At 58.3% G+C, this 24,854-nt stretch carries 20 protein-coding genes, 1 other RNA gene, 1 pseudogene and 1 other annotated feature; of the genes and pseudogenes, 19 read left to right on the plus strand and 3 right to left on the minus strand.

All coding sequences use genetic code 11. The features are described 5' to 3' along the window. Window positions 1–2 precede the first annotated feature (2 nt). The 7 genes from CCALI_RS09565 (at window position 3) to obgE (ending at window position 7,053) form a co-directional block, all read left to right on the plus strand. Window positions 3–1,067, plus strand: coding sequence for a glycosyltransferase family 4 protein (locus tag CCALI_RS09565; RefSeq protein ID WP_016483281.1), 1,065 nt, complete (start codon window positions 3–5; stop codon window positions 1,065–1,067). Further along, window positions 1,058–2,149: a glycosyltransferase family 4 protein gene (locus tag CCALI_RS15255; protein ID WP_081648351.1), complete on the plus strand. Its 1,092-nt coding sequence runs from the start codon at window positions 1,058–1,060 to the stop codon at window positions 2,147–2,149. Before CCALI_RS09565 ends, CCALI_RS15255 begins: the two co-directional genes overlap by 10 nt. A 38-nt stretch (window positions 2,150–2,187) precedes the next feature. Further along, complete coding sequence (locus tag CCALI_RS09580; RefSeq protein ID WP_016483283.1) at window positions 2,188–2,919, plus strand: endonuclease III domain-containing protein; 732 nt, start codon at window positions 2,188–2,190, stop codon at window positions 2,917–2,919. Next, on the plus strand, window positions 2,906–4,489 hold the full coding sequence (locus CCALI_RS09585; protein ID WP_016483284.1) for a long-chain-fatty-acid--CoA ligase: 1,584 nt from the start codon (window positions 2,906–2,908) through the stop codon (window positions 4,487–4,489). Before CCALI_RS09580 ends, CCALI_RS09585 begins: the two co-directional genes overlap by 14 nt. Further along, window positions 4,486–5,004, plus strand: coding sequence for a phosphate-starvation-inducible PsiE family protein (locus tag CCALI_RS09590; RefSeq protein WP_016483285.1), 519 nt, complete (start codon window positions 4,486–4,488; stop codon window positions 5,002–5,004). Before CCALI_RS09585 ends, CCALI_RS09590 begins: the two co-directional genes overlap by 4 nt. Window positions 5,005–5,274: 270 nt before the next feature. Beyond that, window positions 5,275–5,626, plus strand: a transfer-messenger RNA (tmRNA) gene (gene ssrA, locus CCALI_RS15785). A gap of 74 nt (window positions 5,627–5,700) precedes the next feature. Continuing rightward, window positions 5,701–7,053: a GTPase ObgE gene (gene obgE / locus CCALI_RS09595; RefSeq protein WP_016483286.1), complete on the plus strand. Its 1,353-nt coding sequence runs from the start codon at window positions 5,701–5,703 to the stop codon at window positions 7,051–7,053. A 3-nt stretch (window positions 7,054–7,056) separates the two neighbouring features. On the opposite strand, the gene CCALI_RS09600 is transcribed toward obgE, so the two are convergent. Further along, on the minus strand, window positions 7,057–8,229 hold the full coding sequence (locus CCALI_RS09600) for a hypothetical protein (RefSeq protein WP_016483287.1): 1,173 nt from the start codon (window positions 8,227–8,229) through the stop codon (window positions 7,057–7,059). A gap of 306 nt (window positions 8,230–8,535) precedes the next feature. Here CCALI_RS09600 and CCALI_RS16155 point away from each other — a divergent pair, with 306 nt between their 5' ends. The 9 genes and pseudogenes from CCALI_RS16155 to CCALI_RS09635 all read left to right on the plus strand — a co-directional run bounded on the left by CCALI_RS16155 (window position 8,536) and on the right by CCALI_RS09635 (window position 16,638). Continuing rightward, on the plus strand, window positions 8,536–8,811 hold the full coding sequence (locus CCALI_RS16155; RefSeq protein ID WP_155850529.1) for a hypothetical protein: 276 nt from the start codon (window positions 8,536–8,538) through the stop codon (window positions 8,809–8,811). 329 nt (window positions 8,812–9,140) lie between these two features. Beyond that, a complete protein-coding gene (gene rlmN, locus CCALI_RS09605) occupies window positions 9,141–10,250 on the plus strand; it encodes a dual-specificity RNA methyltransferase RlmN (RefSeq protein ID WP_016483288.1) in 1,110 nt (369 codons plus the stop codon). Next, a complete protein-coding gene (locus CCALI_RS09610; RefSeq protein ID WP_016483289.1) occupies window positions 10,247–10,900 on the plus strand; it encodes a hypothetical protein in 654 nt (217 codons plus the stop codon). The genes rlmN and CCALI_RS09610 overlap by 4 nt, the downstream gene beginning before the upstream one ends. Before the next feature lie 29 nt (window positions 10,901–10,929). Further along, window positions 10,930–12,558, plus strand: a complete 1,629-nt coding sequence (locus CCALI_RS09615) for a hypothetical protein (RefSeq protein ID WP_155850530.1) — start codon at window positions 10,930–10,932, stop codon at window positions 12,556–12,558. Beyond that, window positions 12,555–13,415 (plus strand): LPS export ABC transporter ATP-binding protein, encoded by an 861-nt coding sequence (lptB, locus tag CCALI_RS09620; protein ID WP_016483291.1) that lies wholly within the window; start codon window positions 12,555–12,557, stop codon window positions 13,413–13,415. The genes CCALI_RS09615 and lptB overlap by 4 nt, the downstream gene beginning before the upstream one ends. Then, window positions 13,402–14,370 (plus strand): annotated as a pseudogene (locus CCALI_RS09625) (LptF/LptG family permease); the annotation flags it as partial. The gene lptB and the pseudogene CCALI_RS09625, both read left to right, overlap by 14 nt. A gap of 44 nt (window positions 14,371–14,414) precedes the next feature. Continuing rightward, on the plus strand, window positions 14,415–14,570 hold the full coding sequence (locus CCALI_RS16960) for a hypothetical protein (RefSeq protein WP_425481264.1): 156 nt from the start codon (window positions 14,415–14,417) through the stop codon (window positions 14,568–14,570). Between the two features lie 32 nt (window positions 14,571–14,602). Next, window positions 14,603–16,165: a DUF3084 domain-containing protein gene (locus CCALI_RS09630; protein ID WP_016483293.1), complete on the plus strand. Its 1,563-nt coding sequence runs from the start codon at window positions 14,603–14,605 to the stop codon at window positions 16,163–16,165. Between the two features lie 74 nt (window positions 16,166–16,239). Beyond that, window positions 16,240–16,638, plus strand: coding sequence for a RuvC family protein (locus CCALI_RS09635; protein WP_016483294.1), 399 nt, complete (start codon window positions 16,240–16,242; stop codon window positions 16,636–16,638). Here CCALI_RS09635 and CCALI_RS09640 read toward each other — a convergent pair. After that, a complete protein-coding gene (locus CCALI_RS09640) occupies window positions 16,635–19,178 on the minus strand; it encodes a mannose-1-phosphate guanyltransferase (protein ID WP_016483295.1) in 2,544 nt (847 codons plus the stop codon). The two genes, CCALI_RS09635 and CCALI_RS09640, sit on opposite strands and share 4 nt — an antisense overlap. A gap of 468 nt (window positions 19,179–19,646) precedes the next feature. Here CCALI_RS09640 and CCALI_RS09645 point away from each other — a divergent pair, with 468 nt between their 5' ends. From CCALI_RS09645 to CCALI_RS09655, 3 genes are all read left to right on the plus strand, one after another. Continuing rightward, on the plus strand, window positions 19,647–19,844 hold the full coding sequence (locus CCALI_RS09645; protein ID WP_016483296.1) for a hypothetical protein: 198 nt from the start codon (window positions 19,647–19,649) through the stop codon (window positions 19,842–19,844). Further along, window positions 19,841–20,086: a DUF5679 domain-containing protein gene (locus CCALI_RS09650; protein WP_016483297.1), complete on the plus strand. Its 246-nt coding sequence runs from the start codon at window positions 19,841–19,843 to the stop codon at window positions 20,084–20,086. The genes CCALI_RS09645 and CCALI_RS09650 overlap by 4 nt, the downstream gene beginning before the upstream one ends. 104 nt (window positions 20,087–20,190) lie before the next feature. Beyond that, window positions 20,191–20,435, plus strand: a binding site (T-box leader). A gap of 63 nt (window positions 20,436–20,498) precedes the next feature. Then, the gene (locus CCALI_RS09655; protein WP_016483298.1) at window positions 20,499–23,264 is read left to right on the plus strand and encodes a valine--tRNA ligase; all 2,766 of its coding nucleotides are present in this window, start codon (window positions 20,499–20,501) and stop codon (window positions 23,262–23,264) included. 90 nt (window positions 23,265–23,354) lie between these two features. Here the strand turns inward: CCALI_RS09655 and CCALI_RS09660 are convergent, their stop codons facing one another. Next, window positions 23,355–24,638 carry a mandelate racemase/muconate lactonizing enzyme family protein gene (locus CCALI_RS09660; protein ID WP_016483299.1) on the minus strand — a complete coding sequence of 428 codons (1,284 nt, stop codon included), beginning with the start codon at window positions 24,636–24,638 and terminating at the stop codon, window positions 23,355–23,357. Window positions 24,639–24,854 lie beyond the last annotated feature (216 nt).

A 24,854-nucleotide genomic window follows, 5' to 3' on the forward strand; every position in this document is an offset into this window, starting at 1 on the left:
CTATGCGCGTTCTTCATCTTATTACGCCCTCACATGTAGGGGGCGCGGAGCTGTTGGTGCTTGGCATTGCGCGCGCTCAGATGCAACAAGGGCATGTTGTTCGTGTGCTGACGAAACCTCATGCTGCTTATGAGAGCCGGGCGCGTAAAGAGGGGGTGGACTGTGCCGCCGTGCCGATTTCCGGCAAGTTCAATGTGCGTGCGTTGCAGGTTTTACGAGAGGCCATTCTGCAGTTCAAGCCGGATCTGGTGTGTACCCACCTCTCCAGTGCCACACTGTGGGGCGCTTTGGCTGCACGGTGGTGCCATATTCCCTGCGTTGCGATGGTTCATGGTTTCAACACAGCCCTATGCTACCGATTTGCCCCCTTGCTCGTCTGTGTTTCGGAGGCCGTAGCCATGCATATGGAGCGTCAAGGGCTGCCACGGGCGCGCCTACGTGTGGTGCATAACGGCATAGACCCTGTTCCTTTCGAAGAAGGGCCGGTTGCCGAGCTTGCCAATGTTCCCTCGGAGGCGTTTTGTGTTGGGGCGGCAGCGCATCTTTCCCCAAAGAAGGGCTTTGCCGAGTTGGTGGAGGTGGCCCTACGGTTGGAGGGCGCTCACTTTGTGATCGCAGGGGAGGGCCGAATGCGCCCCTGGCTTGAGGAGATGGCCCAAGGCCCTCTCAAAGGACGTCTGCATCTGCTAGGGTTTTGGGAAGACATGCCGGCCCTCATGCGGCGCTTCACGGTGTTCTGTTTGCCCTCCCTCCGCGAGCCGTTCGGGCTTGTGGTGTTGGAGGCGATGGCGGCAGGGAAGCCCGTGGTGGCCTTTCGAGCCGGCGGGGTTCCGGAGATCGTAGTAGAGGGGGAGACGGGGCTGTTGGCTCCTGCAGGCGACGTGCAAGCGATGGCCGCTTGTTTGCGCCGCCTCCAACAAGATGCGACTCTCTGCAAGCGGCTTGGCGCTGCCGGTAGGGAGCGAGTGAGGCGTTGCTTTACCATGGAACGCGCTTTTGCGAACCTCCAGCGGGTTTTTGATGAGGCAGTGGCCTGCCATAAGTCTGGGACGGCCGTATGCGAATAATGGAGATCATCTCCGGGGTGGGGGTTAACGGGGCCGTCGTTCACTGTTTGCTGCTCACGCAGGAGCTGGCCCGTCGGGGCAATGAGGTGGTGTTGGTGTGCCGGCACAACGCGTGGATCGGTCAGCAGTTGGCCCATACCGCCAACGTAACGGTCGTTGAAAGCGACATGCGCCGTTGGCCTCTCGACGAGTTGCGTCGCATGGCCGCCCTAGCGCGGGAGCGCCAGATCGAGGTCATCAACACGCACATGTCGCGGGCCCATAACTTTGGGGTTTTTTTGCAGCGCTTCAGCGGCATTCCCTGTGTCACCACGGCGCACTCTCACAAAATCCACCCACACTGGTGGTTTGCCCATCACATCATCGCCGTTTCCGAACAGACTCGCCGCTACCATCTCCGGTTCAACCGGGTTCGTGCAAGCCGCATAGATACCGTCCACGGCTTTGTGGACGTAACCCGCTTCCGTGGGCTCGACGCTCACACGCGCCTGCAGACCCGAGCCGACCTCGGTGTAGACGAAGAGACCTTTTTGGTGGGCGCCATTGGCGATTTTCTGCCGCGCAAAGGGCAGCTCTATCTTGTTCGGGCTTTGCCCCAGCTTCTAGAGAGAATACCCCGTCTGCGGTTAGCGCTTGCCGGCAGCGTTCGCACGGAGAGCTACTATCAAAAAGTGCGTCGAGAAGCGAGCCGGTTGGGGGTTCAAGAGGCGATACTATGGTTAGGCTACCGGCAGGATGTACCCCAGCTGCTGGCCTCCTTTGATGTTTACACGTTGGTATCGCTGGACGAAATGTTTCCGGTGGCCATCCTCGAGGCGATGGCCGCACAAAAGCCCATTGTGGCCACAGCGGTGGGAGGCACGCCGGAGTGCGCCGCCGAGGTGGATTCGATCTATCTCATTCCCCCGGCCGACCCTCAGGCCATTGTAAAGGCGCTGGTGGAGCTGTACGAAGATCCCCAAAAAAGGGCTCAGCTCGGTCAGCGGGCCTATGAAACGGTGTGCGCCCACTTCACCGTGGAGCAACAGGTCCCTAAAATTGAGGCCGTTTTTCGTAAAGCCATTGCAGCAGCGCGGCGCTGATCACAGGTTTTGGGCAGCCTTTAGGTAGAATGTGCATTATGGAGGCTCAGAAAAACCCTTTGACGTCTACAGAAACACGCATTCGCGAGATCGTGCGTCGTCTGGAAGCGTGCTATGGTGTGCCCGAATGGCAACCGCGGATGTCTCCGTTGGATGAACTGATCTCCTGCATCCTCTCACAACACACCTCAGATGCCAACTCGTTTCGCGCCTTTGGCCAGTTAAAGGAGCGTTTTTGTTCTTGGGAGGCAGTAGAGCAAGCGCCCACAAAAGAGCTTGCCGACACCATTCGTAGCGGCGGTTTGGCAGACAGCAAAGCGGCGCGCATACAGGCCGTTTTGCGCACCATACGGGAAAAGGTAGGCGCCTACGATCTCGACTTTTTGCGACAGATGCCCGATGACGAGGCGCGCCGGTGGCTTATGGCCCTTCCCGGCGTGGGGCCAAAGACAGCGGCCATCGTGCTCTGCTTTGCCTTAGGGCGACCCGTTATTCCTGTGGATACCCATGTGTTTCGCGTAGCTTGGCGCCTAGGGCTTATTGAAAAGCGTGTTGGCGAGTCCAAAGCCCACGATCTCCTGCAAGCGTTGGTGCCTCCTGAACTCATCTATCGTTTTCATGTGGCCCTCATCGAGCACGGGCGCCGTGTGTGTAAGGCCTTGCGCCCGCGCTGTGAGGTCTGTCCCCTCACCGATCTGTGCGTCTATTACCAAGAGAACTCCGTTTCGATGTCGAATCGAGGAGAGAAGAGGAAAGATGCTGCTTCGTGACCTGTTAGAAAACAGTGCCCAACGTCTGCCCCATCAGACAGCTCTTATTTTTCGCGATCAACCCATCACCTTTGCGCAGCTCTCCGAACAGACACGCCGATTGGCCGCCGGCTATGCCGCGCTCGGAGTGGAGGCCGGGGATAGGGTGGCCCTCCTTCTGCCCAACAGCCCCGTCTTTATTATGGGCTACTACGCCGCCGCCTATTTGGGGGCGGTATCCGTGCCCGCCAACCCGATGCTCAAACCGCCCGAGCTTGCCTACATTTGGGGCGACGCCGGAGTAAAGCTCGTGCTCACCGCGGAACCCCTGCTGCCAAATGTGCTTGAAGCCCGCAAGCAGCTTCCAGAGCTGCGCCATATCGTATGCCTTGCTGCAGGAGCGACCGCTTCAGCACCAACCTCCCCATCGCTCTCGCCACAGGCCATTCCCGGCCTGACCCTCCTCTCCGATCTGCTCACTCACGAGCCGCTATCCTCGGCAGCGCTGCCCTCCATACAGGAAGAAGATTGTGCGGTCATTCTCTACACATCGGGAACGACGGGGCATCCCAAGGGGGCCATGCTTTCGCACCGCAACCTTACCCGCAACATCGAGCAGGTGCTAGGGCGTCTACAGTTTACTCACGAGGATAGGCTCCTCACGGTGCTACCCCTGTTTCACGCCTTTGCCGGAACGGTCTGCATGAACCTGCCGATGATGGTGGGGGCGAGCAGCGTGCTTTTAGACAGCTTTTCGCCGGGAAAGGTGCTGGAGTCGGTGGCGCGTCATTGGGTTACCGTGTTGCCGGCCGTGCCGGCCATGTTCTATGCGCTGCTGCAGCTTCCCCCCGATCCCTCCCTCGATCTTTCGAGCCTGCGGTTTTTGGTTTCCGGCGGTGCACCGCTGCCGGTGGCGATGCTGGAAGCGCTTGAGAAGCGTTTTGGGGTGCCCGTTATCGAGGGCGACGGCCCCACAGAGTGTAGCCCCGTTACCAGCGCCAACCCACTGGAGGGCCCGCGCAAGCCGGGCAGCGTAGGGCCTCCGCTTCCCGGCGTGGAGATCGCCATTGTGGACGACGAAGATAGGCCCTTACCCACCGGCGAGGTGGGCGAGATCGTGGTGCGTGGCGACAATGTGATGATGGGCTATCTCAACCAACCGGAGGCCACGCGAGAGGCGATGCGCAATGGGTGGTACCACACGGGCGATCTCGGCCGCTTAGACGAGGATGGCTACCTCTATATTGTGGATAGAAAAAAGGACATGGTGATTACCGCGGGGCTAAACGTCTACCCACGCGAGGTGGAGGAGGTGCTTATAACGCATCCTGCCGTGGCGGATGTGGCCGTCATTGGGCTACCGGACGCTCTACGTGGTGAGGAGGTCGTGGCCGTGGTGGTGTGCAAAGAGGGGGTTAGCCAAGAGGGTCTCGATCGAGAGCTCATTCGTTACTGTCGGGCCCGGCTAGCCGACTACAAGGTGCCGCGCAAGGTGTTCTTCCGTGACAGCTTGCCACGCAGCAGCACCGGCAAGGTGCTGAAACGCCTTCTGAAAAAAGAGATGGAGATGCAGGTAGGAGAACAGACTTGACCCAGGACGAGCCACCCCCTCAAAACACGTTAAAGGCCGTGGCCTCTCTTGAAGGGCTCGATAATCTCGCCCATATCGGTGTGGCCGTGTTGTTCATTTTGGCGGCAGCGTCGGTGCTGCTCTACAGCTTTGGCCTCTTCCTGTTGCAAGTTGTGCACATTGCAAACGGCATTCACGCGGCGGGAACAGAGGCGCCCCATGAGAACAGCTTCCTCCAGATCAGCCTAGAGCTGCTAAGCGGGCTGCTCTTCGCGGTCATTCTATTGGAGCTGCTGCGCACCATCCTAACCTACCTTATCGCCCGTTCGATCGAGGCCACGCTGAAGGAGTTTCTCCTCGTAGGCATCATCTCGCTTGTTCGGAAGATCCTGTTAGTAGGCGCGCAGGCCTCCCTTTCCTCCGAGGGGCAACATGCCTTCCTGCAGGAGGCCTTGGGCACCTTGGTAAGCGTGCTGGCTGTGCTGCTGCTCATCGGAGGGCTTATTCTGCTAAAACGGTTCTACGAGCGCGCCTAGTGGGGGGCATCCGTCAAAAAAAGTGGCCGAAAGTCCCGAGCTATAAAGACTTTCGGCCAAACCTCTCCGATGTTTGAGAAAGGAGAGCATAAGGGGTTATCCCCTAACGAGCTGCTAGCATCTTAGACAACGAAAAGTGAAAAAAGTTTACGGTTTTTAGGGAAGATGCCCAGCTCGTGTGGGGTTCAACGCTGCTGCAAACCTCATTTGCGCGCTCTTTGCGTGGGAACCTTTCCGCTTTGCAGAAGGTATATGTATGGATGGAACAACGGGGGTGATTGGTGTCGACCTAGTCGATGCCGTCTTTGGTTGCGAGCCGAGGCGCCGCAGGCCTCGTAAAAAAGCGGCAAAAAAATAAACGCGAACACTCAAAACTACGCGCTCGCGGCTTAATTAGCCGCCCGTCCATCTTGCCCCTGCCGGCCGGGCGAGAATGGGCGTCACCATGCCGGCTTGGCGTGTGAGGGCGGAACGCCCCCTCCACGTAACCTCTTAGGCGTTCTAGCGTTCTGCTAGCCCGGCCTCCGGGGCGGGCAGACGCGAACTTAAAACGGAGGCTACGCTCGTAGACGCCAGAGGCGAATCCCTAGGGACGAGAGTTCGAGTCTCTCCACCTCCACTTAGATCAGGCGAGGGCGCGCAGAGAGAAGCTCTGCGCGCCTTTCGCTTCCTTAGAGCCTTATCGGAGCCGCGAAGATGTTTGTAGATGAAGTGGAGATCGAGGTTATCGCCGGAGATGGCGGTAACGGCATGGTGTCGTTTCGCCGAGAGAAGTATGTGCCGCACGGCGGCCCTAACGGAGGAGATGGGGGGCGAGGCGGCAGCGTCATTTTGAAAGCCGATCCCAATCTCTCTACCCTACTCGACTTTCGCTTTCAGCGCCACTATCGCGCCGAGCGCGGCGGGCACGGCGGCAGCAAACAGATGTTTGGAAAAGACGGCGCCGACCTTGTGCTGCGCGCACCGGTGGGAACCGTGGTGACCGACCTTGAGACCGGAGAGGTGGTGGCCGATCTGGTCTATCCGCATCAGACAGCGGTCTTGGCGCGTGGGGGCCGAGGAGGACGCGGAAACGCCCATTTTGCCACCTCGGTGCATCAGGCGCCCAAATTCGCCGAGAAGGGCGAGCCGGGGGAGCGTCGCCGTCTGAAACTGGAGCTAAAGCTGCTTGCCGACGTGGGGCTGCTGGGCTACCCCAATGTGGGCAAATCCACCCTTATTGCCGCCGTCTCCGCCGCTCGTCCCAAAATCGCCGACTATCCGTTCACCACGCTCGTTCCCAACCTTGGAGTGGTTCGGGTAGATATGGATAAAAGCTTTGTCATTGCCGATCTCCCCGGCCTTATCGAGGGGGCAAGCCAGGGCGCAGGCCTAGGGCACCAGTTTTTGCGCCATGTCAGTCGCTCCCGTCTGCTGCTTCACCTGCTGGACGTTAGCGGTCTGTCGGGTCGGGACCCCTTAAACGATTTTGAGGTCATCAACAGGGAGCTAGCTCTCTACGACACCAAGCTCGCCGCCCTGCCCCAGATCGTGGTGTTGAACAAGATAGATGTTCTGGCGGATCCAAGCGAGCTAGAGCCGATCGAGCAGGCCCTAACAGCGAAGGGTTACCCCGTCTTTCGCATATCGGCGGCCACCGGCACCGGTCTACGTGAACTCATTTTTGAGACCATGCGCAGGCTTGAGACGCTGCCAAAGACATTCGACGAGGCACCGCAAGGAAAAGTGGTCATTCAGGTGAAGCCGACCGATGACAACTTCTGGGAGGTTCGCCACCCAGAATCCGGTCTTTTCGAGGTTGTGGGGCGCGCTGTGGAGCGCCGTGTCGCCATGACCGATGTGGAAAACGAGGAGGCGATGGAACGTCTCCATCGCCTTTTAGAGAGAATGGGGGTGCTTCAGGCGTTACGCGAGCAGGGCATTCGCCATGGCGACACCGTGCGCATTCGCGACATCGAGTTCGAGTTTCAAGATGAAGCCGTGCTCGATTCGGAGATAGAGGCCATCGAGGCGGCTCGCAAGGAGAGACGCCGCTTAAAGCGCTCCTAAACTCTAGGGCTTTGGCGGGGTCAGCGGGAAGAAGTAGAGCCCCGACGTGTTAGGGGTGGAGAGCTCCGTAAGCACCAGAAGCCCTGGCGTTGTTGGTTCGAAGGGGCTTTCGCGAGCGACATCGTAGACCTTACCGGCCAGAGGAGGAGTGTAGTAGGCGTCGTTGGCGTTCGTCGCGTTCAGCAAGCCCACGCACCACGTTTGGCTCTTCAGCACAAACTTGTTTTGGCCCGGATGGTCGGGGTCGGGAACCGTATCAAGGTCCTGGTTTAGCTTGGGGAGGTAAAGAAAGAGCTGGTGTTGCGTGGGCAGATTCCATACCCCTATCAACCCGCCCAGGCTAAGCGCTGTAGGCATCCCTATTTTTTCCAGTAGTTTCGGGTCGCCATGCATCTCGGCCCACTGCACTTCATGGCTTTGGGGGGGCGATTGGGGGTCGGCAAGCCATGCGCTGCCGGCCTTTGAAAGGTCAACCCGATAAGCTTGAAGGTCGCCGCCGTTCATCGTCCCCAGCAGGCGTTCGGTACCATCCAGAAGCCGCACCGCTCCGATGAGCTGAAAGCCGTTAGGAGCCGGTAGAAAAGCAAACTGTTTTCCATTCCACCATCGCACTCCATCGCCGGTAACGATCAGCACGGGCTGGTCGTTGCCGGCAAAGTGCCCAACCTGCAGCATATCGGCGTTCGCCGCGATGGGGAGGGCGCTCTCTTTAACAAACGTCTTACCGTTCCAGCTCCACAGGGCAAGCTCGCTCTGATGGGCGCCGCTGGGCGAGAGGGTAATCAGCAGAGGGTGTTGATCTCCTTTCACATCGGCAACCACCACGCGTTGGGCGGCGGTGGGCAGTTTCACCGCCCATCCAAAGCGGAAGGGGCCGGTGAGTGCTCTGGGGTTAATTTGGGGCGTCTCCACATAGCCGGCGAAGGAGTGGTTGTGCGTTTCGTAGTAGAAGCCGCGTTCATTGCAGGCCACGGTGTTCACTTTGCCGGTAGTGGGGTCTAAAACGCCGGGAGCGGCGCTCACATGGCAGTAGACGCACGGTTTGTTCTCCTTACGGGCATATTCCACCGTGGCATGTGCTGGGGTTGGCAGAGTATAGGGAAGTAGTGAGAGACTAAAGAGCGATAAGGAGAGGGCCACAAGTCCAAAAAAGAGCCCATTCTTTGCCTTTTGCATACCGTTCTCCTCGAAGTGATACATTCCGTTGAGATTCTACACGAGAGGGCCGCAAAGTCGTATCGTTAAAACGCCGGTAGGGGCGACCCCCCGCGGTCGCCCAATGGAATTCCCCACGATCGTCCCGTTTTAGGCAAATTGTGGGATATAGGGGCAGGCGTGCGGTTGTGTGTAGGGGCGACCCCCTGTGGTCGCCCAATGATATCCCCCATGATCGCACCGGTTGCGGCAAATTGCGGAATATAGGGGCAGGCGTGTGGTTGGTTCTGTAGGGGCGACCCCCTGTGGTCGCCCAATGGAATCCCCATGATCGTCCCGATTGCGGTAAATTGCGGAATTCAATGGGCAGGCACGGATTTCAAAACGGGCAGGCACGGGGGCAAACGGGCAGGCACGGGGGCCTGCCCCTACAATTGGTATGTTGGTGTTTTTGTAGGGGCGACCCCCCTGTGGTCGCCCGATGGGATTTTCCACGATCGTCCCGATTGTGGCAAATTGCGGAATTCAATAGGCAAACATGGATTTCCAAACGGGCAGGCACGGGGGCCTGCCCCTACAATTGGTATGTTGATGTGTTTGTAGGGGCGACCCCCTGTGGTCGCCCAATGGGATTTCCCACGATCGTCGTGGTTTTGGGAAATTATGGGATGAAACGGGCAGGCACGGGGGCAAACGGGCAGGCACAGGGGCCTGCCCCTACAAATTGGTATGTTGGTGTTTTTGTAGGGGCGACCCCCCGCGGTCGCCCGATGAATCGCCCCGATGACGCTCACAATGGCCGGATAACCCCCTCGTCTGGTCGTCTGTACGGCAGGTGATGTCCCCCTATTTGCAGTCTAGGAACGAAGGTAGGTAGAATCTGCTTATATAGGGGAGGGAATCGTAAAAAATTTGCAGAAGGTAGGGCTGTTGTGGAACACAAGCTGCCTTGTTTATTGGGTTGCAACACTAAAGAGTTAGAACAGATCGCCATTGAGTTGGGGGAACCTGCCTATCGGGGACGGCAGATCGCTCGGTGGATCTACCGCAAACAGGTGGATTCCCTCGATGCCATGAGCGACCTGCCCGCCGCTTTTCGAGCTAGGCTGGCGGCCCACTATGTGCTCGGATGGCCCCAGGTGGTTCATCGTGAGGTGGCCGCGGATGGCACCATCAAATACCTCCTTCGCCTGGAGGATGGCCAGTCCGTGGAGAGCGTCTACCTGCCCTACCCCGATCGCGTCTCGGCTTGCCTCTCGACACAGGTGGGGTGCCCGGCCGGATGTCGGTTCTGTGCCACCGCACAGGGAGGGCTGGCCCGCAACCTGACCGCCGGCGAGATCGTCGGCCAATACTTGGTGATGCAGAGGGAGAGCCCCCGACGCATCTCCCATGTCGTCTATATGGGCATGGGAGAGCCTCTATGGAACTACGAGGCCACGGTGAAAAGCCTGCGCCTTTTAGGAGGTGAGGTAGGCCTCTCCATGCGCAATCTCACGGTCTCAACGGTAGGGGTGGTGCCGGGAATATTGGCGCTGGCGAAAGAGGATTTGCCAATTACCCTGGCCCTCTCGTTGCACGCCCCAGACGATGCCCTGCGTGCCCGCCTCATCCCCACCGCGCGCAAGTGGAAGCTCGATGAAATCCTCGCGGCCTGCGCCGAATATGCCCGCATCACAAAGCGTAACCTCACTTTCGAATATCTGCTGATAGGCGGCGTGAACGATAGCCCCGAACAGGCACGGGCGCTGGCCGCTCTTCTAGAACGATGGAAGCTGCCAGGCAACGTGAACCTCATTCCTTTTAACTATGTCGAGACGCCAGAAGGGTTTCGACGCCCAACCCGAGAGGCCATCGCTCGCTTCCGCGAGGCTTTAGTTGCGGCAGGGAGAGTGACCACACAACGCATGACGCGGGGCGACGCTATCAATGCGGCCTGCGGGCAGCTGCGCCGGCGTATGGCGCTCAGCGACAACAAGACGCTCCGTGTGGTTTCCTCTGTGCCTCGCGCGACGCTATCGTCTCTGCCTGAACCAACATGAACCGTCATTCCCTCTCTTTCGCCTTGTCTCTTTTCATCGGCCTCCTTCCAGTGTTGCTTGCCGGCTGCCATGGTGGCCGGATTGCTGCCGCAAACCACCCCCGGCAAAGCGCCACGAGACAAGGGACTTCCGCCCAGGCCGCCTCGGCCAACGAGGCTCAACAGAACCTGCGAGGACGAGTGGAGGGCACTGGTTGGCATCTGCGTTGGGAAACCCATAAAACCGCCAACCTTTACGGGCCCATGGTGCCGCTGTTGGTGGCCAACGCCCAAAAGGGCAGCATCCTCTATAAAGGAGGAGAGACGGATATGACCCTCCTGTTAAAGGGGGTTTATGCACGTCTCTATGAAGAGGGGCGCTACGTGGCCGACGTGCAGGCCGACACGGTGATCGCCAACCAACAGCAGCACACGCTTCGAGGAGAAGGGCACGTGCGCGTGCTTTCGAGGGAACGGCCACCGAACACGCTGATTACGGCCGATAGGATGACCTGGGAGAGCGATGCCGACCGCATTGTTGCGGAAGGGAACGTCCATCTTGTACAATTTCGAGGAAACTCTGCAGGCGGACGTGCGTCAACACCCTATACCACTTCGGCCCCGCGCATGGTTTACCATATCGCAACCGGGGAGATTGTAGCAACACAGTGAAATTTGGATGTCTCTATCAAGGGAGGCCCTTGGGCGCCACGCTTTTCGCCTCTTTGCTGATTGGGGGTGCTACTATGGTGCGGGCGCAGCAACCCTCCACAAGCGCGCAGCTGCCGGTGTCCATTGGCGATATTCGCATCTCTCATTTTTCCGCTTTTCGCACGAATTTGCGCCAGCTGCGTAACTTTGTAGTGAGCGGAAAAAACATCGTGGTGGCCACCACCGATCCGAATCGCCCCCTACGCTTCTATCTAATCGTGAATGGGGTGGTTGGACATGCGATTGGGCCGAAAGGGAGCGAGGTGGAGGTGGAGTTAGAAGGCCCTATTCAGTTTCGCGTGGTTCGTAAGGAGGGGCAGGAGCAGCGCACCTTGGAGGGAACGGCAGGGCATGCCCGCTACAACGAGCAGACCCAGCAGCTTCTCTTGTCCGCTGGAGTGACCGCGAAGCTGCTGGACCCAAGCCGCCTGGAGGGCCCGGCAACGATTCAAGTAGATAGCGCCGTGGTGGCGACCGATAAAAGCGGTCGCATCCAACTCAGCGGGCGCGCCAACGCCGATTCCCTTACGTTTGTGCCGAAAATGGCTGCCCCCAAGGGAGGCGCCGCGCCGCGTCATCGGTTGGGCCCGGTGCAGGTATCGGCGTTTACTCGGGCCGATGTAGACCTCCCTCGCGCCGTGCAACTGAGCGGCGCTCCCGTGCAAGTTGCCTTCGAGGATGTGGTTACCAAGGCCAAAGGCCTCCTCTCCGCCGATCTTTTGGAGGCCTACTTCGCTCAGAACCGTCTGGCAGAGATCAGGGGGCAAGGAGAGGTTCATTTTCATGGAACGGAGCCGGACACCCAAAATCGGCTTATGGTTCTGGATGGCCGTGCCGATCGAGCCCACTATGAAGCTGCCTCCTCTGAGGTCTCCCTGGAAAACGTGGTGGGAACCCTGCAGATCCCTCAGAAGCTCCAAGGCCCCGCCTCTATCCAAGCGGCGCGTTTAGTAGCTCACCTCGGCCGCACAACGAGCTATCTTTTCTATGGCGAAGCCGGCAGAGATTCGCTTACTTTCTCTCCGAAACCCTCTGCTCTGCCGGTAACACAAGGGCAACAGGCGCGTCCAATCTCTTTAGGAACGGTTGAAGTCAACGGGTTTCAACAGGGGGAGTTTGTGCCGGGCAAGCGATTTCAGGTGGAGGGGAAGGCTCTGGTTCTTCAGACATCGGAGCCTGACACCGGCTTCGAGTCGCGCATCGAGAGCGAAAAGATAGAGGGTACACTTTCCCCCACCAACGAAGTTGTACAGATGGCCACGCAGGGAGAGGTGCAATGTCGTTTTTCCCGTCCCTATCACCCTCCCAACACGGCATCGAACCCTCCGCAGCCTGGCGATGGGAAAGAGATCGTGGAGGCTAAGGCGGCCTCTTTGGTCTATACGAACACAGCTCAGACCTCGGAGGTGGTGTTGCAAGGGCCTGCGCAGATAACGGCGCAAAGCCCCGCGTTGGCAGGCCCAGTGCGCTACCTTGGGGTGCGGGGCGATACCATTAGCTGGAACCTGCGCAACGACGACTTGGTGATGAATAGCCCCAACAGCACGGCGCGCCTGGAGGCGGTGGTGCCTTCGCCAACAAGCCCAAAACAAAAGAAAGCACAGGGAAAGCGGCCATGAAGCTACGTGCGGAGAATCTGGTGAAAGTCTATCGGGGGCGTCGGGTGGTCAATGGCATTAGTTTGGAGGTGGAGCAGGGCGAGGTTGTGGGGTTGTTAGGGCCCAACGGAGCGGGAAAAACCACCACCTTCTACATGATCGTGGGGTTGGTGCGTCCCCAAAGCGGCCATGTCTACCTCGATAATCGAGAGATCACACGGTTGCCCATGTATCGGCGTGCGCGTGAAGGAATCGCCTACCTTCCCCAAGAGCCCTCGGTGTTTCGAAACCTCACGGTGGAGGAGAATTTACTCCTGGTTTTAGAGGCGCAGCCGCTGACCAAAGCCCAACGCCGCCAACGTATGGAAGAGCTGCTGGGACAGCTGAATATTGGGCATCTGCGCCGCAGCTTGGGAAGGCTGCTGTCGGGTGGCGAGCGAAGGAGGGTGGAGATCGCGCGTGCCCTGGCGGCAAAGCCCAAATTTATTCTGCTGGATGAACCGTTCACCGGCGTGGACCCTTTGGCTATCGAGGACATCGGCAATATCGTGCATGACTTGGCAAAATCCGAAAACCGAATCGGCATCCTCATTACCGACCATAATGTGGAGGCCATGTTGGATATCACAGAGCGCGCCTATATCATCGCCGACGGCGTGAAACGTGTGGAAGGCCCTGCCCATACGCTGCTACAAGACCCCGTGGCCATACGCTCTTATTTCGGCGAACGCTACACGTATAGCCGTGGGCATGGAGCCCACCAGGGCTTGCGCGCCAGGGCGGAGGCCGAGCTGCGCGAGGCCGGCATCGCCCCTTGGGAGGCCCCCGAAACCGAGACGACCCCCAAAGAGAAAGAACCCGATCATGAAGCTCATTGATAAGCTCGTTCTGTACGACCTCGTGGGGCCGTTTTTCACCGGCATGTTCATGTTTCTGGTGCTGGTGTTCACCGCCGGCTTTCTCTTTCAAGCCACCGACATGGTGGTGCAGGGCGTGCCGTTGCATCTCGTGCTGCGATTCGTGCTCTACGCCCTCCCTGGCATTCTCACACAGACGTTTCCTATGGCGATGCTGCTCGCCTCACTGATGGCGCTAGGACGCCTCTCGGCCGATAGGGAGATCGTGGCGATCTTTACGGCGGGCATCGGCTTTCCTCGCGTTGTGATGCCCGTGTTTGTGGTAGGATTGCTGGTAAGTATTGTGGCCTTTACATGGAACGAGACCGTTGTGCCGCCGGCCACACGTGCGATGTACGACCTCAAACAGGAGGCGCTGCAACATATCGCAAAGTCGGACGAGCCGATCTCCTACGATATTAAACGTCAGGATGGTCGAGGCCTTCAGGAAAGCGTCTACGTGCAAGGAGGCTACGATGCCCGCACGCAAACACTGCGCAACGTCCGCATTGTGCGTTACAGCGACGATCCGGCAATGCACGGGGCCGTGGAGCTCATCGTCAACTGCGCTCGCGCTCAAAGCACCGATCGGCGTGGCCTTGACCAAAGCGGTCTGAACTGGACGTATTACGATGGCTCTTGGGTGCTGCTGGTGCCCGACAAGGCCACAGGGTTGGTAAAGGACACGCTGGTGACCAACTTCAAAACGCTAAAAGTGCTTCCCGATAATGCAAGTATAGGCAAATCGTTCAACGAGGTGATGAACGCCCAGGTGAACGATGCCAACCGGCTTAGCTTCAACCAACTCCGTCTAGAGATCGAGCGCGATAGGGCGGAGGGACGCATTGAGGAGGCACGTGGGGAAGAGGTGGACCTCTACGGTAAGATTGCTCTGCCCTTGGCAAGCGTTATTTTTGGGGTGGTGGGCGCGGCGCTGGGGCTTAATACGCAACGAGGGGAAGCCGCACGGTGGGATTTGGTATGGCGATATTCATCGTATTTCTCTATTGGGTATTCTATCACGCCATGTTTGTTATTGGCAAAAGTGGCGGGTTGCCTCCGATGCTGGCAAGCTTCTCCGCCGACATGGTCGGTGCCGTAGTGGGAATCTGGCTAACCCTAAGGGCTTCGACCTAGGCGTCCCTTTAGGAAAGGGGAATGGGAGCACGATGATCTGGACAACATTAGCACTGCTCTTACTGGTCGTATTGGGCGGTTTCATTGCCTATTACGGCGATCTGCAGGGGAGACGATGGGGAAAGCGCCGCGTCTCCTGGTTTGGGTTGCGACCAAAGCATACAGCGATTCTCATTACCAGCTTAACCGGGGCCTTCATCTCCATGATTAGCATAGCGGCTCTCCTGCTCATTTCTCCTCCTATTCGGCAGGTGGTCCTCGAAGGCGAGCAGGCCATAGCCGAAAAGGCGCGTCTCGACCGCCAGGTGCGCATTGCCCGCCAACAGGCCGCCGAAGCCATGGCCCAAGCGAAGCGCGATCAGGAGCTGGCCCAAGAGGCCCATCAGCAGCTGCTCCTCTCGCAAAAAGCGCTGCAACGGGCCAAACAGCATGTGGTTGTGCTGCGCGCACAAAGCGAACATCTGCGAGCACAGGTGGCGCGTAAGCGCGATGAGCTGGCCCAAAAAACGCGGGAGGTAGCGCGGTTGGAGCAGCAGCGAGCTCGCCTGGAGGCGCTGAATCGGCATTTTGTCGCTCAAAATCGTGAGCTGGCCAAGCAGAACCTAGCTTTGGTACACGAAAACACCAAACTTACCCAAGAGAATAAAACCCTCATAGCCTCCAACAGTGACCTGCAGCGACAGAACGCCGATTTGGGCCGTGCCAACGAGGTGTTGGAGCGAACCAACCAACTGCAGTTGGAGGCCAATCAAAGCGAGGAGCAGAAGGCTGCGGAGATACGTAAGCAGCTGCAGGAGGTGCAAGACCAGCTGGCGGCGGCGCAAAGCCGTTATACCATGGTGAGCCAGCGTTTAGACGAGGTCTATCGCTTCCTCGCCGGTTCCACCAACGATTATCTGGTGTTGCGGCAAAGCCCCATCGCCGTACGCTACGGCGCCGAGTTGGCGCGTACCGTGATCGCAGCACATTTAGATCGTCAGACCATTCTTACCCAGCTGAAGCAGCTGCTGCAGCAAGCGAGCGCCACCGCGCTGGGCTATGGCGCTGCTATAGGAGATAACGGCAGCGCTGTGCACCTGCTGTCGCCCATGACATTAACCCTAACCGGCGGGGCTACCGGTTCGAATACAGAGGCCGCGCTGAACGATTTGGCCGCCAGGCTCGAGGGCAGCGATACGCCAACGCTGCTTATTGTGCGCAGTCTAAGCAACACCCTTAACGGAGAACAGGTGCCCGTGGAGGTGGTTAGCCGCACCGTGCAAACGGTGTTTCACTCGGGCGACGAGCTGGCCGAAGAGAAAATTGAGGGGGTGCTTTCGGTGAGAGACCTGCAACAGAAGCTCGCTCAGTTTTTACAGACGGACGTGCGTTCGGCCGCGATCAAGGCTGGCATTATTCCCGCTGTTGACCCGGTTACCGGTGCGAGCCAAGTGGGGCTTTTCGACCCGCTCACGTTGGCTCATCTCGTGCAACAGGCCCAACGAATGCGCGGCCCGCTGCTAATAAAAGCGGTGGCGGCCAGCTCAATTACATCGGCGGACCTTCTCGACCCAGAGCACTTACGCATCGAATTTCTGCGCGCTGCGGGGGGCTAGGGCGCTTCGATGGCTTTTTATAAAGCGTCCATGGTGCCCTGCAGCCTAAGGAGATCGGAACCATAGGCAAAGGTGTGGTACTGGCGGTAGACCCAGGTCGGGTTCGCTGTGGGATCGCGGTGGTGACCGACGAGGGGAAGGCGCTCTACCAGGCGATTGTCGCGCCGGATGGGCTTGTGGAGGAGGTTCGTCGGCTAAAGACGCAGTTTTCACCGCAGGTGATCCTTGTGGGCAAGGGGACGGGCAGTGCCCCTCTTATAGAAGCGTTGGAGAAAGCGGTGGAAGAGACCCCCCTTGTGATAATGGAAGAGGCCTATACGTCGGAGGCGGCACGCCGCCTTTTTGTCCAAGAGAACCCCGCACGAGGTTGGCAAAAGCTGTTGCCACGCGCCCTCCGTACTCCAGATAGGCCCTATGACGACTACGCTGCCCGCATTTTGGCCGATCGCTGGTGGCAGCTACAGCGACGTTAATCTTGCAGAAGCAGCTCAATCTTTTTGGCGTACTTGCAGAGCAGCTCGTGGGCGTGTTCGTGGGAGCTCGATTCGGCATAGATGTGGAAGTAGGGCTCCGAGGCGTCCGGCAAGACCAACACCCAGCCATCCCTTTCAAAGAACTTGATGCCGTCTACCATCTCCACATGCTGTTTATTCGCGGTCATCAGCGAATCGGCCTCACGGGTGAGCACGCGCATAATGCGCCCTTTGGCATCCCAGGGGCAGCGTATCATGGTTCGAGTGAGGTGGGCTGGCGGTAGCTCGCGCACCAGTTCGGAGAGGCGCAGGCCAGTGGTGGCCAGCATCTCCATAAGTTTTCCAAAGGCGTACATGGCATCGAAGGTGGGTTGAAACTCGCTGAAGATGAATCCGCCTCGATCGTCGCCGGCAAAGTCCACACGGCCCTCTTTGTTGGGGCGGGCCACACAGAACTCCATGAGGTCTCTGGAGTTTGTACGCGATCGCACGATAGTACCATCGTGCAGGGCCACAATGGGTTCAAGGATGCTAGGGGCGGTGATGGGCACGGCAATGCGCGCATGGGGGTGGGTGCGCGCCACGAGGGCGATCATCAGCGCTAAAAGCTCATTGCCGCCGATAACCTGCCCCTCTTCGCTTACCAACGTCATGCGTTCCCCATCGGCTTCAAACAGCACTCCCATATCGGCCTGCAGCGTCTGCACAATTCTGGCCAGCCCAGGCAGCAGGGCCGCACGCGCTTCGGGTGTCTTGGGTGTTTTTTGGACATCGGGATAGGCGTTAAGTGCGATGAGGTCTACGCCCATGCGCCCAAGCATGGAGGGGTAGATGCTGGCGAGGCGACTGAAGGCGAAGTCGGCCACCACTTTTAGGTGAAGGTCTCGTATGGCCTCTGTGTTAAGGCGATGATAGAAGGCCTCGGCGTACTGTTCGATGCCGCGCCCGGCAAACTCCAGAATGCCCACCTGTTCCGCATCCACGCGCCGAAAGTCCTCACGATAGAAGATGGTCTCTATTTTGCGCTCGGCGCTTTGGGCGACGTAGATGCCCTGTTCGTCGAAGAACTCGAAGAGGATCATTTTGGGGTCGTCGGGGGCGATGCGCACATGGACGCCGCCACCGGCCTGCGAGCCGAGGATGCTGTGCCGTGCGATGGGCAGCGGCATGGAGCGCATATCGAGCACGTTAACCCCCACCGAGAGCAGGCCGGAGATGAGGGCGCGTTTCATCATGCGGGCAACCGGCCCCGAATCGCGGCTTGTTACCACGGTGGCGCCACGTTTAAGGTAGCCCCCAAACGAGGCGCCCAATTTGCAGGCGAAATCTGGGGTTAGCTCGATGTTCGCGATGCCCATAACGCCCTGCTTTCGAAAGAGGGAGCCAGCCCATTTCTGGCCCCAAATAAGGCTCATTGTAACGATGCTGCCAGCCTCGATGATCTTGTCCGGCCACAGCTTGATCTGGGTACGGATGGTGGTGCCGTTTTCAATGCGGCAGCGTGCACCGATCACCGCACCCTCTTGAATATTACAGTCCGACTCGATGGTGGTGTGAGAGCAGACGGTGCTGGCGTTGATCTGAGAGCCCACCCCCACATAGACGTTATCCCACAGAATGCTCCGGTGGACTTTCGCCTGCTCTTCAATAATGCAGTTGTCTCCGATGACCGAGTAGGGGCCTACGATGGCCTCCCCTTTGATTTTGCAGTTGCGCCCTATAACCACCGGAGGTAAGATCTGCGCGGAGGGATCGATCTCGCATCCGTCGCCCACCCAAACCCCGTTGGTGTGGCTCAAGACGCTGCGGGTGCCGATACGCACACGCGTATTGCCGTCTAGCACCGTATACTGGGCCTCCCGATATTGCTGAAGGTTGCCCACATCACACCAGTAGTCGTTCTCCATGATGTAGCCATAGAGCGGCTTTTTCTCCTTCAGCAGTTTGGGAAAGATGTCATGGCTCCAATCGTAGTTTTGGCCTGGTTCCATGTAGGAGAAGATGCTCGGCTCCAAAATGTACATGCCGGTGTTCACCGTGTCCGAGAACACCTCACCCCAGGAAGGCTTTTCAAGAAAGCGGCGAATACGGCCTTCGTCATCCGTAATCACCACGCCGAACTCAAGGGGGTTGGGAACGTGGGAAAGGACAAGGGTGGCGAGACTTTTCCTTTTACGATGGTACTCGATCACACGGTCAAGATTAATATCGGTGAGGGCGTCTCCACTAATGATGAGGAAAGTATCGTCTTTAAGGTAGGATTCCGCCTGTTTTACGCTTCCGGCTGTGCCTAAGGGCGTCTCTTCCACGGAGTAGATGAGGTTCACGCCCCACTCCGAGCCATCCCCAAAATAGCCCTCTATTTCATCCGCCAAATAGTGGAGGGTCACCACAATGTCTGTGATACCGTGCTCTTTCAGCAGCAGCACAATATGCTCCATAATGGGCATATTCAGTACCGGAACTAACGGCTTCGGACGTTGAGAGGTAAGAGGACGTAAACGAGTTCCCTCGCCCCCGGCCATGATCACCGCTTTCATAGGTAGGCCACCTCTGTAAAAAAATAGAACGATTTAACTTTGATTGGTCTTCTATAGGTCGAGCTGCCACCTAGAGCGGGGCGCTTTAAACAACGCTCATTGTAGGTTAAAACCTTGCCCTCGCCAAGAAACGTTTCGTCTGCCACCTATCTCTCTAACAACTCCAACGAATGTGCGAATCGGGTTGCCCTTACCGAAAAACTCGTAGCGTCCTCTGCAGTAAGGTGGGCACGGCAGCTTTTGACCACACGCTTTAGTTCTACAATACGTGCCTAGAATCCTTCTTAGGGGTCGAACGGAAAAGATTTTTTCCGAAACCGCCCAAAAACCACTTGCGTTTCTGTGAAGACTGTGCTATTATACCCGCAACTCTACGAGGTACAGCGAGGAAGCTTTCGGGCTTCCCTATGCTTAGGCCTTGTGAAGAGGGTTCGACTTTAACACTCTCACTTTAAAAGGAGGCTTGCCATGCCCTACTCCGTGAAAAGCAAAAAGACAGGCGAGACGTACTACCTGCATTGTAAAGAAACCCAGTCTCGCGGGGGGAAGCGAACGCTCTACTTCTTCGCAAAGGAGATCAAGCCGGGCGCTCTTGATGCCGTGCCGACCGGCTATGTGGTCACCGAGGCTCCGACGGGGCTGCCGCTACTGAAGAAAGCAAAATGAGCGACACGCAAGGCGATGGACCTCTTTCCAACCAAACCGCCACGGTGGAGACGGAGCCGGTGGTGATCGGCTACTGTGTGCACTGTCGAACCAAGCGCCAAATGCAAAACGCCATTCAGGTGTGCAATCGCCGTGGGCGATATGACCTTAAAGGGTACTGTGCCGTTTGTGGCAAGGCCATGTATCGCCTGGGCGGTTGGGAGGCCGTAGCCGCTGCTGCTCGAAGAAACACAGAACGGTAGGGGCTAGTAGAAAGGGCTTGCGTGGCAGAGCTTTGCGGCTCTGAGGCCCTCGCCAACAAACGTTACGCAGCCGCCGTATACAGAACTAGTATCATATCTCATTGTGAAAGACGAAGAAGAGGAGGAGTAGACGTGGGCGCATCTACAGAGAGGGGAGTGGATGCTGAGAGCTCCCTGATGGGCCGCGTCGAACGTCGCCTCGGAGTCGCGTCGCCCAAAGAACTCGCTTAAGGGTTTAAGTAGGCGCGACGGGTGCGCCCGTTATCGCGCCCAAAGCGCCCGAGCTGTCCAACAGCAGCTTGGGAAGGAAGGTGGTACCGCGTGGGTACACCAGGCCCGCGTCCTTCCTCTTCGAGAGGAAACGACGCGGGCCTATTTCAATGCTCTTGAAAGTGTGGAGGAGTTGAGGACGATGACAACCCAAAATTCCGCTTTGCCTGCGGAGCTGCCGAAAAGCTACGACCCTTCTCAGGTGGAGGAGAGATGGTACGCTCGATGGAAAGAGATGGGCTTCTTCCATGAAGAGCCCGATCCGTCGCGTCCACCCTACTGCATCACCATCCCCCCTCCCAATATCACAGGTAGTTTGCACATCGGCCATGCACTCAATAACACCATCCTCGATGTGTTTACCCGCTGGCACCGAATGCGCGGCTTTTGTACCCTCTGCCTGCCGGGAACCGACCATGCGGGCATCGCCACGCAGACCGTGGTGGAGCGGGAGCTGGAAAAAGAGGGCCTCACGCGCCAACAGCTGGGCCGAGAGCGGTTCATTGAACGATGCTGGCAATGGCGCGAGCAGTACGGCAACCGAATCTACTATCAGTTTGAGAAACTGGGCTGCTCCTACGACTGGCAGCGTGTGCGCTTTACCATGGATCCCTCCTACGTAGAGGCCATCATGGAGGTGTTTGGCTCGTGGTATGAGCGTGGCCTGATCTACCGCGGCACGCGCGTGGTGAACTGGGATGTGAAGTTGCAAACCGCCGTGTCCGACATTGAGGTTAACGTGGAGGAACGCCCTGGAAAGCTCTATCATTTTCGCTACCCGTTTGCCGATGGTAACGGCTTCATTACCATCGCCACCACGCGTCCGGAGACGATGCTCGGCGATACCGCCGTGGCCGCCCATCCCGATGACCCGCGCTATAAGCCTCACTTCGGACGCCTGTTGCGGCTGCCCCTTACCAATCGGCTTATCCCACTTATTCCCGATGACTATGCCAAACCGGAGTTCGGCTCGGGGGCGGTAAAGGTGACCCCAGCCCACGACCTAAACGACTTCGAATGCGGGCTGCGCCACAACCTTCCTCAAATCGTGGTGATTGACAAAGAGGGGCGCATGACGGAGGCCGCCGGCCCCGACTTCGCCGGCCTGGACCGCTATGAGGCTCGTGAGAAAGTGGTGGAGGCTATGAAAGCTCTGGGTCTCCTTGAAAAAATAGAGGACTACACCATTCAAACCCCCATCTCCGACCGCAGTGGAGAGGTCATCGAGCCGCTGCTTTCCGAACAGTGGTTTGTGCGGATGAAACCGCTCGCCCAACCTGCCATCGAGGTGGTGAAACAGGGCAAAATCCGCTTCATTCCCGAGCGCTACACCGAAATCTATTTGCGATGGATGGAGAACATCCGCGACTGGTGTATCAGTCGGCAGCTGTGGTGGGGGCATCGCATTCCCGTATGGTGGACCGACGAGGGAGGGGAGCGACAGCATACTTTCGCACGCAGTCGCGAAGAGGCGGTGACCAAGCTGGGCACCCAGAACGTTTGGCAAGATGAAGATGTGCTCGACACCTGGTTCTCGTCCGCTCTGTGGCCTCACGCTACCCTGGGTTGGCCGCGCGAAACGCCAGAGCTTGCCTATTTCTATCCCACCAATCTGCTTTCCACGGCACAAGAGATCCTCTATCTTTGGGTCGCCCGCATGATCATGACGGGGCTTGACTTTATTAAAAGGCCGGCCGACCGCACGCTGGAGGCCGACGGTCTGCTGGAAGAGAACGGCAAGCAGCGCGCCATTATCCCCTTCCGCGATGTCTACATTCACGCCACCGTGCTGGATGAAAAAGGGGAGCGCATGAGCAAGAGCAAGGGTAACGGCGTAGACCCTATTGAGCTCATTGACCGCTTCGGAGCCGACGCCACTCGGTTCTCCCTTATGCAGCAGGCCGGGAAAAATCAGGATATTCGCTACAGCGCCGCACGCACAGAGATCGCCGCCGCCTTCTGTAACAAGCTGTGGAACGCCTCTCGATTTGTGCTAACGGTGTTGGCCTCTCCCAACGGACAAGAGCTACCCGCAGATGGCAACCTGGGCCCTGTAGAGCCGACACAGCTGCCAGACCGTTGGATACTCTCGCGGCTGCATGAAACCATTGGAAAGGTGAATGCGGCCCTCGCCAACTACGATATGGACGACGCCTCCCACGCCCTCTATCACTTCTTTTGGGACGACTTTTGTGACTGGTACATCGAGATCGCCAAGTTGCGGCTTCGCAGCGAGCCGCCGGAAGAGGGACGTACCGTGCGCACCCTCCTAGCGCAGGTTTTGGAAACCACTCTTCGCCTGCTGCACCCCATTATTCCCTTCATTACCGAGGAGATATGGCAGCGGTTGCCCCATACGGGCGATACCATCTGCTTGGCGCCCTACCCGCAAGCCGATCCGACTCGGCTCGATGCGGAGGCGTGTGCCGGTATGGAGCGAATTCAAGAGGTGACGCGCGCCTTGCGCAACCTTCGCGCCCAATTTTCCGTGCCGCCCACCGCACGCGTGGCAGGGGCGATAGTGACCGCCGACCAGAGGATTCACGCGCTTCTAGAGCCGGCTGTGCCGTTCATCCAAGAGTTGGCGCGGCTGAGTGAGCTATCTCTCGGTGCGGAACACCCAAGCCAGCAGCACTGTGAGGGAAAATGGGTTGCCGAAGCGCTTGCCGGTTTAGAGGTGCTTCTCTGCCTGGGAGATGCGGTGGATAGCGCCAAGGAGCTGGAGCGGATTGAAAAAGAGCTCGATGCCGTGGCGAAGCAGATAGCCCGCTCGGAGGGGCTTCTCAACAACCCGCAGTTTGTGGAGCGCGCTAAACCGGAGATCGTTGAGAAAGAGCGTGCAACTCTGGCCGAATGGCAGGCCAAACGCGAGATCCTAGAGCGCCGCAAGCAGATGCTGCTTTCTTAAAGGGGGGCGTTGTCTCTAACGCTCCCCCTTGTCTCCATTCCATCCAATGGCCTTTTGTAGCGACGACATCGCGCATGAAAGGTAAAAAGACTAGGCGCTGTGCGCCTCTTCCTTTGTTCGTATCGGCCCCTGCTGTAGGCGCTGAAAGAGATCGGCCCACTCCTTCGAGCCGTCGTCGGCGAACGTCTCCATGCGAACGCCGCGCTCCTGAACCGGTTGGTTTCCTGCCAAGAAATCGTCCCAACACTGCTGCATATCCCGATACCACACCGCGAACCCCTGAGGCCACACCACCTGCAAAAGCAGCCGTGGACGTGGAATGGCGTAGGGTGGGCGCATCCGATAGCGCATCAAGGCCTCCTCATCCAGCTCAACTCCTAGCCCCGACCCCTCCGGTACACGCGCATAACCCCCTACAATCTCAATGGCACGCTTTAGCAGGTCGTCCGCATAGTTGTTAAGGCAGTTCACTGCCGGCCATACCGCCCGCTTTAACACGGCACCTAGATGCAGCGAAAGAGCCGTTGTTAGCCCTGTGCCCACCATCTGCAGCCAAAACGGCATCTCGAAGGCATCGGCTAGGGCGGCCTGGCGGAGAATAGAGGCGATGCCTCCGCTGACCACAAAACCATCGCACACGCCACGGCGTGCGACGGTGGGGAAAGGCGGCTCGCCGAAATGGAGGGCGATAGGTCGTGTGGTAAGCGAGCGCAAATGCCGGTTGCCCTCCACATCGCGTTGGAAAATGGGCGATTCGTAGATGGCCACACGCCCATAGCGGTCGAGCTGCGAAAGCACCGGCCCCGCGTTGCCGGCGGTTAACAGCATCTGATTCCAATCCAAATCCAGCTTGAAATTGGGAGGAGTGACGCGACTGATGGCCTCGACTTGGGCGTAGATATCCCACCAAGGCCTTGCCTTGATTTTGTAGGAGGTATAGCCATATGCCACGGCCTCTTTCGCCTCCTCGGCAAAGGCCTCCGGCGACATGTCAATATTCCACCAGCTGATAGGGCACCAATCCCGAACCTTCGGTAGGTTGAGGAGCCTATAGACGGGAACCTCTAACGCCTTTCCAACCACATCGTAAAGAGCCATCTGCAGCCCAGCCCCAAGCCTATCGTCGCCCAAAAACTCCACCGGGTTGCCACCGATAACGCGCTGAACGGCCTCCTCAGATACACGTCCCCACGTGTAGTGCAGCAGGGTCTCCCCGAAACCCACCAACCCGCGCACGTTGGTGGTTACTCGAATGATCTCGCTAATGCCCCACTGCCAAACCTCCCGCTGGTTCCAAACCTGGCAGCGTGGAGTGAAAGGCACATGAACCACAATCCGCTCAACCGTCTTGACCTTTAAACCGGATAGTCGCATGAGCGTCCCCCCCCCGCAAAATCTATCAACCCTCTGTTTATGGTTTCCCACATAGTACGACAGAACCTGGCCGAAAACCTTTGGGCAAAGGCAGGAACCGGTGTTTGGGGTGTCCAAATATGTCGAGGAACTTTTTAGGAGGAGCTATGGGCGATCATCAGAACGTTGTTGTAGACATCGGCATTAACGGAGCGTTTTTAACCCGGCGCTGGGAGG

Source organism: Chthonomonas calidirosea T49 (assembly GCF_000427095.1).
Lineage (GTDB): Bacteria > Armatimonadota > Chthonomonadetes > Chthonomonadales > Chthonomonadaceae > Chthonomonas > Chthonomonas calidirosea.